Genomic DNA, 14,770 nt, shown 5'->3' on the forward strand with positions numbered 1-14,770 from the left:
AGCATGTCTACATAAAAATAAGTAAAAGCACTCGTTTAAAGAGTGCTTTAAAATGGATACCAAAAGTTTTGAAATACGTTTAATTTTAAATATACCGCAGCAATGAATATGAAAACACCGGCAAATAAAACGATGAAATCTTCACGTTTTGCCTTACTTGTATAAAACCATGTACGTTTATCCTTCTTTCCAAATCCTCTTAAATCCATTGCATTTGAAACCGTATCTATTCTTTCTAGAGAATGAATGATTAGTGGCCAGAAAATTAAAACACGGTTCTTCATACGAACCCATAAACTTGCTTCTCCTTTTTCAAAAGCCACTCCTCTCGCTTCTTGCGCGTGTTTAATAATTTTATACTCAGACTGGATGTCAGGAATATAACGAAGTGCAATATTTATTGCATATGTAATCTTATAATGAATACCAAGTTTACTCAAACTACTTACAAATTCGCTTGGATCTGTCGTGTATATAAAAAGAAGTGTAAATGGTAATAACGTAAAATACTTTAATGAAAGTGTAACTGCATAAAATAATGTTTCATATGTAATCGTTGCATATCCAACATGTAAAAACGCGGTATATGATTCAGTTAATTCAGATCCATGAGTTGGTGTAATAAATAAAATCATGACAGAGTTTAATAAACTAAATGTAAATATGACACTAAAAACAATTAAAATTTTATGAAATGGAATTTTAGCAATGCTGAGTCCGATACACCCAATGATAAATAATATTAGCAACACCCGAAAATCAAAAAACAAAAAAGTAAGCGTCATACAAAAAATAAATAAAAACAATTTCACTACCCCATCCATACGATGAAAAAATGTACTATGCACCTTCCTCCCTCCTATTACTATCTAAATAAAGTTCCATAAATTTTTCCGGACATGCAATCCCACTAAATTTAACAAGCTTGGTTAAAGAACTCTCTCTTAAGTTAGCTATTTGTAACGTTTCTTGATCACCAAATACATTAGACACTGTATTATCCGCAATAATTTTCCCTTCATGTAGAACTACTGCACGGTCTGCATATTCTAGTGCGAGATTCATATCGTGAGTGATAAAAATAAATGAAATACCCTTCTTAGCTAGTTTTTTAATAAACGACATAAATTGTTTATAATGATAATAATCTTGTCCCGCTGTCGGTTCATCTAATATGATAAGCTTAGGATTTGTTGTTAATACAGATGCGATTGTTAATCTCTTTTTTTGCCCATAGCTTAGTGCTTGAATTGGCCAATTACGAAATGGATATAAACCACAAATTTTTAAAGTTCCTTCTACTCTATTCTTAATTTCTTCCTTAGAAAAATTATGTAATGTTAATGTAAATGAAACTTCTTCAAAAACAGTAGGCTGTGTAATCATATGATTTGGATTTTGCATCACGTAAGATATGATTTCCCCACGTTTACGAATAGACCAAGAACTAATATTTTCACCTTCTAACAAGATTTTCCCATTTTTCATTTTGTTTATGCCTATAAGACTATGAGCTAATGTTGATTTCCCTGCTCCATTATGTCCCAACAGTGCCACAATTTCTCCTTCATATATTGAAAGGTTTACATTTTCTAATACTTTTTGTTTATTAGGGTATGAAAATGATAAATTCTCCACTTTAAGTAATTCCTTGTTTTTAGTATTACCTTTTAATATGACTTGTTTCTCCATCCACTCTTTTAGAACGTTGCTTACCTTTTCTTTTTGAAGGTTTTCCATTGGATATATTACGTCATTATTACGATCAAAATGTAATCTCTTTAATGCTTCGATGTAAATAGGCTCTCTTAAGCCAATACGTGGTAATATATTTGACGCTAAGATTTCTTTTGGTGTTCCTATTGCAATAACTTTACCTTCATCAATTAATATAACTTTGTCTAAATCCAGCTTTAAAATTTCTTCTATCCTATGTTCGATAATAACAATCGTTTTATTATATTGCTCCTGTATATCTTTCATAAGTTCTATCGTATGTAAGGCGCTTAGTGGATCTAAGTTCGCTAATGGTTCATCGAACAATAATATATCCGCATTTGTTGTTAATAAACCAGCTAGAGAAACTGTTTGCTTTTGACCTCCTGATAATTCATGTGGACTTTGTTTATGAAACGTATGCATCTTCACCTTTCTTAATGAGTCCGAAACAATCTTTTTCATATCGTCTTGCTTTACACATTCATTTTCTAAATAAAAAGCTACATCTTCTTCTACTGTCAGACCAATAAATTGAGCATCTTGATCTTGCAAAATTGTTCCTACCTGCTTACTTTGTTCAAAAATACTTCCTTCCCTCGGGTCTTTACCGGCAATTAAAACGTTACCTGTACTAGTCCCTTCGTAAGAAAATGGGATTAGCCCATTTATACAATGAGCTAATGTCGACTTTCCTGAACCACTTCGTCCAGCAATTAGTACTTTTTCCCCAGGGTATATATGAAAGGTAATATCACTTAAAGTAGGCTGCGCAGCATGCCCATATTGAAAGGTGAATTGTTCAAACGAAATAATTGGTTTCATGGTAACATCCCTACTTTTCAATTTTTAAATGTGTATGTTTCTTATTAGATTTTGCCAAGCCAATTGTAAGTGGCAATCCAACTACTAAGAAAACGATAACATCGGAAATTGTTGCTCCTAATACTTGTATAACAATTTTGTCAAATGGTTCTCCCATCACAATAATATCGAATGCCCCAGCAAATATAATAGCAATGACAATACCAACTAACCCAGTAATTGCTAAATAAGAAATATCCCCCTTGTTAAACGACCCGTTTTTCACACTAAAACCAACTCTTTTTTGAATAAGACCCATCGAAAAACCAATAATCCCTGAACTAATAACCCAGCCCCACCAAATCCCCCATCCAGCAATCGTATCTGTTACGGTATGACCAATAAGTCCGATTAAGAGTCCTGCCACTGGACCAAATAATGCTCCAAAAACAGTTAATATAGCTAATGCTGGTTTAATAAATGTATTCGGTGCAATAGAAAATCCCCAAAGTCCTAATATCCCGTATAATGCTGCTCCAATACCGATTGCTACTACTAACTTTGTTGATAATTTGTTCATTACAATTCCCCTCTCATGTTAGTCAACTTTTATTACTCTATATTTAATTTAAAAATGAATTATGCATCTACACTCCCTTTCTATACAACAAAAAATGACCTCTTATATAAGAGGTCATTTTCTTTCACGTTCAAGAATCCTCTTATCTTTCAAAAAACACAACGTGTCCTCTGCGGAATTAGCACCTTCCTATAAAATTGCATAGGGGTTGCTGAGGTTTCTTAGGGCCGTTCCCTCCACCTCTCTGGATAAGTATTAATTTGTAATTCGTATTATGGCACTAAAAAGTGTAAATTTCAACACTTTTCTTACTATTTTTTTGTTAAATGGCGTATTTAAATCATTGTATTCTTATCGGAATTGTGAAATAATGAATTCAAAATCGTTTCGGGAGGAATGCATTATGAAAGTTATTGGTTTGATTGGAGGATTAAGTTGGGAATCTACATCATTATACTATAAACATATTAATACGCTTACACTATCTCAATACGATCAAAATGCAAAGTTAGTTTTATATAGTATGGATTTTGGTGAAGTAACTACTTTATTACAAAACCATCAATATGAAGAAGTGAAAAATGAACTAGTTACAGTTGCAAAGAAAGTTGAAAAATCTGGGGCTGAATGTTTATTAATGTGTTCAAATACCGTACATCTATTTGCCGAGGAAGTAGAACAAGCAATATCTATCCCGCTTCTTCACATTGGTGATGTAAGTGCTAAAGAAATGGTAGAACAGAATATAAAACGTATCGGACTATTAGGAACAAAACAAACGATGGAGCAAGATTTCTATAAATCACGATTAGCGAAATATAACATTGAGACAATTATCCCAAATGACGAGGAAAGAACTTTTATCCACCATGTCATATTAGATGAATTAAGTAGAGGGATCATTTCAGAAACATCTAAAAAAAGGTTATTACAAATTACAAAATCATTAATTCAAAACGGCGCTGAAGGTATATTATTAGGCTGCACTGAAATACCTTTACTCATCTCCCAAAATGATCTTACTGTTCCCGTTTTTGATACTGCTTTTTTACATGCAAATACTGCTGTACAATTTGCTGGATAAGAATACACAAGCATAAAGGTGAGAACCTCTATGCTTGTATACAGTTACGACTAATTATCCCGCTATTTGCAGGCAGTAAAGCCCCACCAATTAAAGTTTTACTTTATTTAAAAGAGATTCAATAACTGCAATGGCTTCTTTTGAACCACCACATTCTAAAAAGCTATCATTAAGTTTTCTTATACCATGTTTATACTTTTCATTTGAAAGTACATCTGTTACAGCCTCTTTTAAAGTGTGTACATTAACATGTTCTTTCAATAGTCTATGTGCCGCTTCAAGCTCAGTTAATCTTTGCGCTATCATTGGCTGATCTTTATCATGCGGTATTATTACAAATGGGACATTATAATGAATGGCATCGTGTACACTATTCATACCGCCATGTGTAATAAAAACATCTGCTTCATTTAATATTTCTGATTGAGGTACGTATGGAGCAATTATAAAATTATCTGGTGCTTCCTTAATTTTAGAAATATCATTTCTATCACCAATTGCCATTACAACTATCCCATCAAAATCTGAAAAAGTATCAATACAAGTATTAAAGAATGGTTCGAGTCCTTCAAGCAGTGTTCCCATTGAAATATAAATAACTTTCTTTTCTTTAAGTGATTCCAGTGGAAACTTTATATTTGTTTTACGCTTTGAAATACTCGGTCCAATAAAAATGTTATTTTCCCCGAACGATTCGCTATTAGGTTGGAAATAACGACTTGTGTATACGAAACAAACATCACCCTTATTATTCATAAATTGAAGATTATTCTTTGGTTTTACTCCAAATTTATGTTCCATCTGATTTAGTAATTTTTCAGAGATTTCCTCTGGTTGAAATGGCATATCTGCATTTGGATGAAAAGGTAATGTCTTCAAAAATTCTGGCGGAATTAAAAATATAGGTGAGGACACTACACCTGGAACTTGTAAATATTCCTTTACTAACTCTCCTGCGCCAAATATATCATAAATTACGAAATCAAAATTTATACTTTCATATAATTGTTTCGTAATTTCTAATATATATAAAGAAGTTTGAACATGCACATGAAAGAAAGCATTTAACCCAGATGAGGTTTCAGCATCAATAGAAATCTCTTTTAATAGATCCGGATGAGTATGTACAGTAGCTCCTAAATCTTCAATTCTATCCTTAAAGTTTGCCGTTGTAATATAATGTACGTTATCCCCTCGTTCAGTAAAGGCTTTTACTAAATTTAATGTAGGGTTTACATGCCCCTCTGCTGGAAAATTAACTACTAAAATATTTAGCACTTATTCCTCACTCCTTACATTTCACTGTTTTAATTAAGCATACTGTTATTTGTACAAGTAATCTTCCCCTAATAGTCCTAATATGCTTGCTACATTATATTGATAAATAATTTTCAGTCATCAACATAAAAAAAGCATCTACCTATGTAGATGCCTAACCGTGATAAGGAGTGTTCTGTGAGGTTAGAACAAGCGTTTCTGCTTGTCCTATGCTATCAATATATGATTTATTTTATAAAATGTGAATCGTTAATAGAATTATTTTATCCATTTTATATGATCAAATGGATAAAATACCATTTCTACTTTACCTATTATATTTGATTCATCAATAAGTCCAAGTGTATTCCTACTATCTTTACTATGATTACGATTATCACCTAACACAAATAATTTATGCGTAGGAACTTTTATTTCTCTAAAATTTGAAAAACGATTGGATACTTGTGACATATCTAAATGTATATACGACTCATCACGCTTTTTACCGTTAATAAATACCTCATCCTCTTTTAGTTGTATGTTATCCCCCGATAATCCAATAATTCGTTTCACATAGTAAGTAGGCGCGTCTTCTTTTTTTATAATGACAACATCTCCATGATGAAAAGACGATAAACAGACGTTTACCTTATTAACAAGTATATAATCTTTTTCATTCAAAGTAGGTTGCATCGAAATTCCTTCTACCATACAAAATAAAAAGGACTTATTAATAAAAATAACCCCTATTATAATGAATATGTAGCTACATATGTTCCTCCAATATTTTAGAATAAACAGCTTCATATATACCCCATTTCTAATCTATTCCCAGATAAAAACGCCTCTAGTTTACAGGAATGCTAGAGACGTTTCGTACATTTTAATTCTCTTTAGAGGCATCTGTTTTTGGCGCTTCACCAGTTAATCTCTTATTTTTCAAATCAAAATAAGCATCTAAAACTTCTTTTCCAATATCGGAGTTAATGCCCGATTTATCATTTTCAACCCATGGTACTACAACAGAAAATGCTACTTCTGGATCATCATATGGCGCATATCCAGCCAATGTTAAGTTATAACATTCTCTACGATCACCTTTCGCATTTCGCCCAATTTCATTTTCTCCACCATATACAGTTTGTGCGGTCCCTGTTTTACCAGCTGGTTTATATGGTGCTTTTTGGAATGCTCTTACTCCCGTTCCATCTCCCTCTTGAAATACTTTTCTAAATCCTTCTTTTACTTGATTAATATATTCTTGTTTCATATCGATTCTATTTAAAACAACGGGTTCTATTGATTGTACTACTTTACCAACCTCATCTTTTTGAACGGTTTGTTCTCTAATCTCTTGAACAATTTGTGGTTTCATTCGATACCCTCCATTTGCGATAGTCGAAATATATTGTGCAAGCTGAAGTGGTGTATACGTATCATATTGTCCAATAGAATAATCTAATAAGAAACCAGGCTGATTATCTTTTCTTCCAATTTGCCCTGCAGTTTCATTTGGTAAATCAATACCAGTTTGTACACCTAGTCCAAATTGCCTGAAATAATACCTCATTTTATCAAAATATTCTTGTTTAATATCTAGTGAACTATTTTTCACATAACCCACGCCAGCAATTTTTAATGCTATATTAAACATATAAACGTTTGAAGAAACTTGTAACGCTCTTAGATCGTCTATATCACCAAAATTTTTCCAAGACTTCTTTTCCTTAGTTCCTTTAAATTTCATAGGTGCATCATAAAAATGTGTTCCAGGAGTTATTGCATTTGTTTCAAACCCTGTTAACACTGTCGCACCTTTAACCGTTGATCCAAGCTCATATGAACTTGTCAGCGTGCCTAAAGCATAATCTTCAACTTCCATTTTCCCGTCTTTTTCTACAAGCCTTTTCCCAGCCATCGATAATACTTGGCCATTTTTCGGATTCATCATTACTACGAAAGCACGGTCTAACATTGATTCTGATCCTTTATATTGTTTTAATATTTTTTCTATGCTCTCCTCTACTTTTTTTTGCAATTCCATATCTATTGTTAAAGTTAAATTTTTACCGCTTTTCCCTTCCGAAACCGTTTCCGTTCTAATAGTATTTCCTTGTTTATCAGCAATGCTTCTTACTTCTTTTTTTGTACCATGAAGTACATCTTCGTATTGCTGTTCGATATAACTTTTGCCGACCCTATCATTTCGGCTATAATCACGCACTAAATAATAATCTAATCGTTCACGTGGCAATCCTTCATCAGCATTTGAAACGTTACCAAGGACAGAACGGAATAGACCATCATTTACATAGATTCTCTCCCAATCAACTGATGCATCTACTCCTGGAAGGTTCGCTAAATTTTCACTAATCACCGCATATTCCTGTTCACTAACGTCCTTTTTAATAATTTGAGGTGCCATTTGAAAACCTGAGGTCATTTTACTTTTAATAGCTAACACTTCTATATCTTTAGCCGTTAGTTCTTGAAGATTTTTATCTGTAACGCGCTTCCTTTTTAAATCTTCTATTTTTTTGTCTAGCTCTTTTCCGGTAATATCCTTATCTCGGAACTTATCTATTTCTTTTTTTGATACTAAGTCTTGAGTAAGTTCTGGATTTAATTGCATCCAAAAGTCTTTCTTATCAGTCTCAGTTAACTTATCTATATCTTCTTGTGGCATTTCAATAATATCTGCAAGTTGTCTTGCTGATTTTAATATTTCTTCTTGTTTTACACCTTTCACCTTTGTATATGTAATCGTACGTAAAGACTTATTATCAACTACTGGATTTCCTTCACGATCAAATATTTTCCCACGTGGTACAGAAAGGCCCACGGTTGCATTTTCTCTCTTCTCTACTTCATTTTTATATGTTTCTCCATCAAAAATTTGCACTTTCCCTAACTGAATAATAATGCCAGAAAATAATAAAAATACACAAAGGAATAAAATATTTAACCGGAGAGGTACTACTCTACCACTTTTCTTCTCTTGCTTTTTCACCTTGTCATAATCTCCTCCTTACAATATTTCAAATAATAATCACATTTCTATATTAAAAGTAATGTACGATTTCTATACATTGCTTTGTACAAATATTAATATAATGTTTAAAACTTAATAGAAGTTAAAACAAAGGTAAAGAAAAGGTAAAGTTTACTAAATTAAATATAAAAAATACCCAATAACAAAAAGCTTAGTTTTCACTAATCGCTTTGTTATTGGGTATTAATTGATTTAAGAATTACTACTAGTGCGTATTGCTATACATTTGTCGTCACAATTAGAAAGAGATTGTTTACTTAGTACTTTCGGTAAGTAAATAGTTACTGTTGTCCCGACACCAACCTCGCTCATGATACTAATTGTCCCTTGATGACTTTCAATAATTTTATAACTTAACATTAATCCAATACCAGTCCCTTTTTCTTTCGTACTATAAAAAGGTTCACCTAATCTCTTAATTCTTTCTTCAGGTATTCCTATTCCTTCATCTATTACATGAATGATGACACCATCATCATTTATTTCTTTTATGTGAATTGAAATTTCCCCACCATTTGGCATAGCTTCGATTGAATTTTGCAAAATATTAATAAATACTTGTTTCAATTGATTTTCTGAGCATTCAATAATTATATCTTTGTCATTCGTAAATAGTTCAACTTGAATATTTGTCATAATTGCTTTTGTATTCATTAACGATACGACATTTTTAAAAATTTGATAAATATTTTTCTTTTCTGTATTTATCTCATCTGTTTTAGCAATTGCCAGAAATTCTTGCAGGATCGCTTCTATCCTTTCAATTTCAGAGAGCATAAGATCAAAATATTTTTCTTGATCTTCTTTATTAATTTGAAATAACTGTATAAAACCTTTAATTACAGTTAAAGGATTTCTTACTTCATGAGCCACGCCAGCTGCTAATTGACCAATTGCTGCAAGCGTATCTGATTTATTTAGCAATTCTTCTGTCTTTTTTCGCTCTGTAATGTCGCGTACAATAATCATAATTTTATCATGTAATAATGGTAAGCACCTAGCCTCAAAGAAATCAATACTTCCATTAAGTGTGAGTGGATATTCTACAATTACATTCGTTCCTTTTTCCTTCACTTGATTAATGGCTTCCTGAAACTGCTGTGCTACTGAAGATGGTAATACTTCGTAAAATTTTTTTCCCATAAAAGCTTCTGCGGGTACGTAAAACTTTGTAGGAGATCCTGCCTTGTAATCTATAATTGTGCCATCATCTTCTGTTAAGAAACATAAATCTGGTAAAGCTTTAAAAATTAATTCCAGTTCAGATGTTTGTTGTTTTAACTGCTCTTCTATCGCTTTTAAATGTGTAATATCTACACCAACAGCCCAATAACTATATCCTGTTACAGGAAACTGTTCTGATATATTCGACCACATTATTGTTTTGATTTCACCATTTTTACATGTTAAGTGCATTTCCCAATCTCTGAAATTTTTTCCACAAGTTAAAAATTTCTTTTGTATTTGATGGCGATAATTATGATCAGGATACAATAATTGCAGTGCATTGGGATTTCCAATTATTTCTTCAGCGGTATAACCTGTTACAATTTCGCATTCTCGATTCCACAAAACAAAATCTCCATTATAATCAAGCGCATCGACCATAACAGGCATGTTTTGTAAAATCGTATGTAGTTCCTCCTCTTTCTGAGAAAGCAACGTTGTATTTTTACTTTGAAATACTTTTATTGCGCTATCTAAAATTAAACTTGAGAGCATTTCAAAGTATTTTTGACAACTGAAAATTTCACTTTTTTTGGACCATACAACAAAAGATCCTAAATGTTGATTGTATAAGAAAATGGGGATTTCAATCTTTGGAAGTTTACTCTTTTTTATCTCATTCATTCCGAATGAAAAAACACACTCTTTTTCAGCATCAAGAAGTTGATGTGATATGTTAGTTAATTTATAAAATTGTTCTGCCATGGTTTCTATTGTACTCACATCAATAAGTTCCATTAGCCGCGAATTCATTCCTTTTTCACCTCAATATGTAAAATTAATACAAATCTAAAATTCATACTTCTCCATTATACGAAGAAAGCTAGTATAGGTATATAGCTGTAGAATAATTATTCGAACAAATTTTATTTTTCAATTAAAACAAGAAAAGAATATATATACTGAATATACCTTTAATTAGTATATATTTCGTTGATTCCTCACTTATTATCTAGATAACTTGAATTCCTTCTTACATTCACTGAATTTTTACTCGAGAGTCATACACGTTACTAATAGTGGTATAAACATGCAATAAGTATAAAGTTCATAAAATATTCACAATTTACATGAAAAATATAAACATTTATTCCAATATATTCTATATAATAAAATGTAATAAGGCTTCTATGAATCTCATAGAATACCTTACCCCTAATAAAAAAGAAAAAAGAATCCAAATGGATTCTTTTTTCTTTTTTTAATTACATTACATATTTATATAAAGCATGTGCCACACCATGTTCTTCATTTGATAACGTTTCGTATTTACACATTGCTTTTATTTCTTCAACTGCATTCCCCATTGCAATTGATATGTTCGCTTTTTCCATCATAGAAACATCGTTTAGCCCATCACCTATCGCTACAGTGTTTTCAACCGGAATATTAAGATATTCCGCTAAAGTATATAATCCATTCCCTTTTTGAGCATCTCGATGATTAATCTCTAAATTGTGCCAATATGAAGATGTAATTGCTAAATCTGTATTATGAAGAAATGTTTCTTTTAGTTTTTTTAATTTCTCAATATCATAAGAAAATGGTAATAGTTTATGCACATGTATATCTGTTTCTACAATTGGTTTACAACTTTCCGCACTATGAAACGCTGTATGCTCAAGATATAATGCTGCGATTGTTTCTAACTCTTTCAAGTCGAAATTTTCTTTTGAATTCTTCACATACTCAATTTCATTACGTACACTCTCTACTCCATAATCCGGTACATACACACCTTTATCAGTATAAAGCTGATAATATAAACCATTCTCTTCAAGATATTCTACGATTTCAAGTGCCTGCATATTTTGAATTGGATATCTCTTCATCATTTTTTTATCTTTATATATAAGAGCCCCATTTTCCGCAATGATTGGACACTCTAAATTAACTTCTAACAATAATCGCTCAATGTCAACAATAGAACGTCCTGTACAAATTGCTACAACATGGCCAGCTTCTTGACATGTTCGAATTGCTTCTGCATTTTCTTTACTTATCATTTTATTCCCCGAAAGAAGAGTTCCATCTAAATCAATTGCGATTAATTTCATTATTTCTTCACCACTTTCTATAAATACACGAGTTTTAATTAATTATTAGGTATCGTTTTCATACAATCCTCGTGAGGTACTTCTTATTTATAATTTATGAAAAGCGTTTCAGGTCAAGAAATAATTAAAAATAAAATCCAAAGCTTTTCTTTTTAAAAAAACTTTGGATTTTAAACTATGAATTATAACTAATGTATTTTGTCTCACACATGTACACATTTTTTTCTTCAGTTGGGATATATACTTTAAACTTTTCTAACCGTTTTCCATAGACATGAATCGTAATAACGCTTTCATTTTTGCTAATTTCAAGAATATGACAATCTGCTGGTGGAATTACTTTATCTGTTTCTCCTTCTCCCAAATAAAGATTTCCTGTATGTGTTAAATAAACAAGTGAATTTCCAAGTTGTTTCGTTTGTATAAAGTTCTTCACCATAATCCTTCCTGAAAAAACGCCTTCTACTCCCCATGTGCCGTCATGGTCATGTAAAGGTGTAGATTGTCCATCTTTCCATACGAGAGCTAGTACTTCAAAACGTTTGAGCGGATCTTCATACAATAAATGTCGTGCATATTGAGTCAAATTGGCCTTCTGTTTATCTAACGGAAGCCATGTTTTCTTTTCTAAAAGTTCTTCTAGTAACTTTTCAATGCCACACACTAGTTCTTCTTCAAATAAACCGTTTTCCATAAGATTTGTAACACCTTTAATAAACTTTTGAAATGATTTACTTCCATTACAAGTCAACATAAGAATCCTCCTCTACGTTTTACACAATTCCATATTAAGGCAATTTCAGAAAACTCACAATTGAGAAACAAAAACAAGATGCAAATGTATGCACCTTGTTAAGATTTTTATTTAGCTTTCAAACGAATAGGTAAGTATTTTAATGTTTGTTCATTTTCCAATATACATTTTTCTAAACAGAAAGATGGAGATAGTTCTATTTTTTCAAAAGTATTTATAAAGGTAGTTAATGCAATCTCAGCCTCTAAACGTGCAAGTGGTGCTCCTAAGCAAAAGTGAGGACCTTTCCCAAAGGTTAAATGCTTTTCATTTCCTGTTCGATGTACATTAAATTGAGAGGCTTGTGAAAATTTTTTCTCGTCTAAATTCGCTGCACTAACCCACGCAACAATCATCTGATCCTTTTTCATGAAAGAACCAAATATATTTGTATCCTCTGTAATCCTCCGGGCTAATGTAACAGGAAAGCGATAGCGTAATACTTCCTCAATCGCTTTTGAAATTAAGTTAGGTTCTTTTCTTAACTCTTCATAAATTCCAGGTGAATCTACTAAAAAGCTATAAAAGCTATTAATAATTAAATTTGTAGTGGTTTCATTCCCAGCCGCTAGTAAACCTAATGAAAAGGTTACAATTTCTTCATCGGTTAATCTTTCGCCTTCATATTCAGCTCGAATTAAATCAGATATGATATCATCGGTTAAATGATATCTCTTTTCCTGAACAATCGGTAAAAGGTATGCTTTGAATTCATTTAATGCTATCCCTTTCTCGGCATCCAGATCATTAAACTTTTCTTTACTATACGGCATAAATAAAATATCAGACCATTCTTTAATTTTTTTACGATCTGTTGTTGGGACTCCTAATAAATCAGAAATAACGGTAACAGGTAAAGGTGCAGCAAACTGTTCAACGATATTAACTTCACTACATTTTTCGATATGTTGTACAAGTTCATCTGCGATAGCCTGTATTCGAGGTTTCCACTGTTCTAAACTTCTTGGAGTAAATGCCTTAGAAACAATGGAACGTACATTGCGATGTTCTGGTGGATCTGTAGAGTTTATATTTATTCTAGTTTCTAAAGGAGGGATTGAGAATTGTCTGCGCTCCCTTCTACTTGAAAATAAGCGATAATCTGATAAAACACGATTTACATCATCATATAAAAAAACATTCCATACATCCTGCTCTTCATCATAATGAACTGGGTGATTATCCCTCATCAAACGATACCATTCATATGGATTCCATAATTCTTCTTTTGTTTTCAGCTTTGAAATTTCATGAACCAAAATAACATTTTCAGGTGAAGCCATAGTTCTTTCCTCCCTTTTCTTTTACAATAAAAGTGATAGGTCGGCAGTTCAAAGTTGTATAAACTATCATATGTTATTTTAACATATACAAAAGGGGATTTTTCATTAGAGAACTTGAGAAATATATAAGGGGGATTTTTATGTACGTTGACATTTTACTGCTAGCAGAATTAACGACAGGACCAAAACATGGATATGAAATCAAAAAAAATGTTCAAAATCGTTTAGGTGAGAATTTTGAATTAAATCACAACATGCTTTACCCTGCCCTTCGGCGCTTTGAAAATATGGGTGCTATAACGAAAAAAATACATAAACAAGTCGGAAAACCAAACCGAAATATGTACGATATAACAGAAACAGGAGAAGAAATTTTTTCTGAAATGTTACGAGAGTTTCCTGAAAAACTTGCAACAAACAATACAGAATTTCTTGTTCGTATTGCGCTATTTGAAAAACTTGACTATGAGGATAGAAAAGAGATTTTGACTGTACGTCAAAACGTACTACATAATCAGCTTACTGCTATTCAGTCTCTAGATATTACCTCATCTTTTATTACTGAAGTCATTGAATTTAGTAAATCACGAATTGAACATGAATTGAGTTGGATTACATCACTTATGAAAAAAATATGAAAAAATAACAAGAAAAGTTAAAAACAATGAATGAAAATGATATTTATTATCAATACTATGATTAATAAAAGGGCAACCACGATTTGGCTACCCTTAAAGAAATTACACTTCTGGATCAAATGTTTTGCAATCTGTTTCTTCCGTTGTAGATGCATGTTTACCTTTATGACTTACTACGTAAATTGCCTCTGCACTACATTTATTACCGTTTGCCCAAAATTTACAGTTGTTTACTTCACATAAAACGTCTTGTGCCATAGTATCACACCTCCTTGT

The 14,770-nt window shown here is 31.9% G+C and carries 13 protein-coding genes and 1 riboswitch; of the genes, 2 read left to right on the forward strand and 11 right to left on the reverse strand.

Going from position 1 to position 14,770, the window contains the following annotated elements; translation table 11 throughout:
• Window positions 1-47: 47 nt before the first annotated feature.
• The 3 genes from ACTFSL_RS05910 to ACTFSL_RS05920 are packed head-to-tail and all read right to left on the reverse strand — an operon-like array spanning window position 48 to window position 3,100.
• Entirely contained in the window at window positions 48-848 is an 801-nt protein-coding gene (locus ACTFSL_RS05910; RefSeq protein WP_025710273.1) for an energy-coupling factor transporter transmembrane component T family protein, read from the reverse strand.
• On the reverse strand, window positions 841-2,541 hold the full coding sequence (locus ACTFSL_RS05915) for an ABC transporter ATP-binding protein (protein WP_097960827.1): 1,701 nt from the start codon (window positions 2,539-2,541) through the stop codon (window positions 841-843). The genes ACTFSL_RS05910 and ACTFSL_RS05915 overlap by 8 nt, the downstream gene beginning before the upstream one ends.
• A 10-nt stretch (window positions 2,542-2,551) precedes the next feature.
• The gene (locus ACTFSL_RS05920; RefSeq protein ID WP_016512744.1) at window positions 2,552-3,100 is read right to left on the reverse strand and encodes an ECF-type riboflavin transporter substrate-binding protein; all 549 of its coding nucleotides are present in this window, start codon (window positions 3,098-3,100) and stop codon (window positions 2,552-2,554) included.
• Between the two features lie 139 nt (window positions 3,101-3,239).
• A riboswitch (SAM riboswitch) is annotated at window positions 3,240-3,355 on the reverse strand.
• A gap of 148 nt (window positions 3,356-3,503) precedes the next feature.
• Between ACTFSL_RS05920 and ACTFSL_RS05925 the strand changes: the two genes are divergently transcribed.
• Window positions 3,504-4,184 carry an aspartate/glutamate racemase family protein gene (locus tag ACTFSL_RS05925; protein WP_098770670.1) on the forward strand — a complete coding sequence of 227 codons (681 nt, stop codon included), beginning with the start codon at window positions 3,504-3,506 and terminating at the stop codon, window positions 4,182-4,184.
• Window positions 4,185-4,274: 90 nt separating this feature from the next.
• Here the strand turns inward: ACTFSL_RS05925 and ACTFSL_RS05930 are convergent, their stop codons facing one another.
• The 7 genes from ACTFSL_RS05930 to ACTFSL_RS05960 form a co-directional block, all read right to left on the reverse strand.
• Window positions 4,275-5,462, reverse strand: a complete 1,188-nt coding sequence (locus ACTFSL_RS05930) for a macrolide family glycosyltransferase (protein ID WP_440041356.1) — start codon at window positions 5,460-5,462, stop codon at window positions 4,275-4,277.
• Between the two features lie 258 nt (window positions 5,463-5,720).
• On the reverse strand, window positions 5,721-6,251 hold the full coding sequence (gene lepB, locus ACTFSL_RS05935) for a signal peptidase I (protein ID WP_033666239.1): 531 nt from the start codon (window positions 6,249-6,251) through the stop codon (window positions 5,721-5,723).
• Window positions 6,252-6,327: 76 nt separating this feature from the next.
• A complete protein-coding gene (locus ACTFSL_RS05940) occupies window positions 6,328-8,454 on the reverse strand; it encodes a penicillin-binding protein 2 (protein WP_326036752.1) in 2,127 nt (708 codons plus the stop codon).
• A gap of 234 nt (window positions 8,455-8,688) precedes the next feature.
• On the reverse strand, window positions 8,689-10,476 hold the full coding sequence (locus tag ACTFSL_RS05945; protein WP_119683461.1) for a PAS domain-containing sensor histidine kinase: 1,788 nt from the start codon (window positions 10,474-10,476) through the stop codon (window positions 8,689-8,691).
• 452 nt (window positions 10,477-10,928) lie between these two features.
• Window positions 10,929-11,780 carry a Cof-type HAD-IIB family hydrolase gene (locus tag ACTFSL_RS05950; RefSeq protein ID WP_088338567.1) on the reverse strand — a complete coding sequence of 284 codons (852 nt, stop codon included), beginning with the start codon at window positions 11,778-11,780 and terminating at the stop codon, window positions 10,929-10,931.
• A 175-nt stretch (window positions 11,781-11,955) separates the two neighbouring features.
• Window positions 11,956-12,534, reverse strand: a complete 579-nt coding sequence (locus tag ACTFSL_RS05955; protein ID WP_088338568.1) for a cysteine dioxygenase family protein — start codon at window positions 12,532-12,534, stop codon at window positions 11,956-11,958.
• A 107-nt stretch (window positions 12,535-12,641) separates the two neighbouring features.
• Window positions 12,642-13,856, reverse strand: coding sequence for a cytochrome P450 (locus ACTFSL_RS05960; protein WP_088338569.1), 1,215 nt, complete (start codon window positions 13,854-13,856; stop codon window positions 12,642-12,644).
• Window positions 13,857-13,996: 140 nt separating this feature from the next.
• On the opposite strand from ACTFSL_RS05960, the gene ACTFSL_RS05965 reads away from it, so the two are divergent.
• Window positions 13,997-14,494 carry a PadR family transcriptional regulator gene (locus ACTFSL_RS05965; protein WP_065223088.1) on the forward strand — a complete coding sequence of 166 codons (498 nt, stop codon included), beginning with the start codon at window positions 13,997-13,999 and terminating at the stop codon, window positions 14,492-14,494.
• 102 nt (window positions 14,495-14,596) lie between these two features.
• Here ACTFSL_RS05965 and ACTFSL_RS05970 read toward each other — a convergent pair whose 3' ends face one another.
• On the reverse strand, window positions 14,597-14,752 hold the full coding sequence (locus ACTFSL_RS05970; protein ID WP_000046095.1) for a DUF1540 domain-containing protein: 156 nt from the start codon (window positions 14,750-14,752) through the stop codon (window positions 14,597-14,599).
• Window positions 14,753-14,770 lie beyond the last annotated feature (18 nt).

The organism is Bacillus cereus group sp. MYBK108-1 (assembly GCF_051917185.1).
Taxonomy (GTDB): Bacteria; Bacillota; Bacilli; order Bacillales; family Bacillaceae_G; genus Bacillus_A; species Bacillus_A cereus.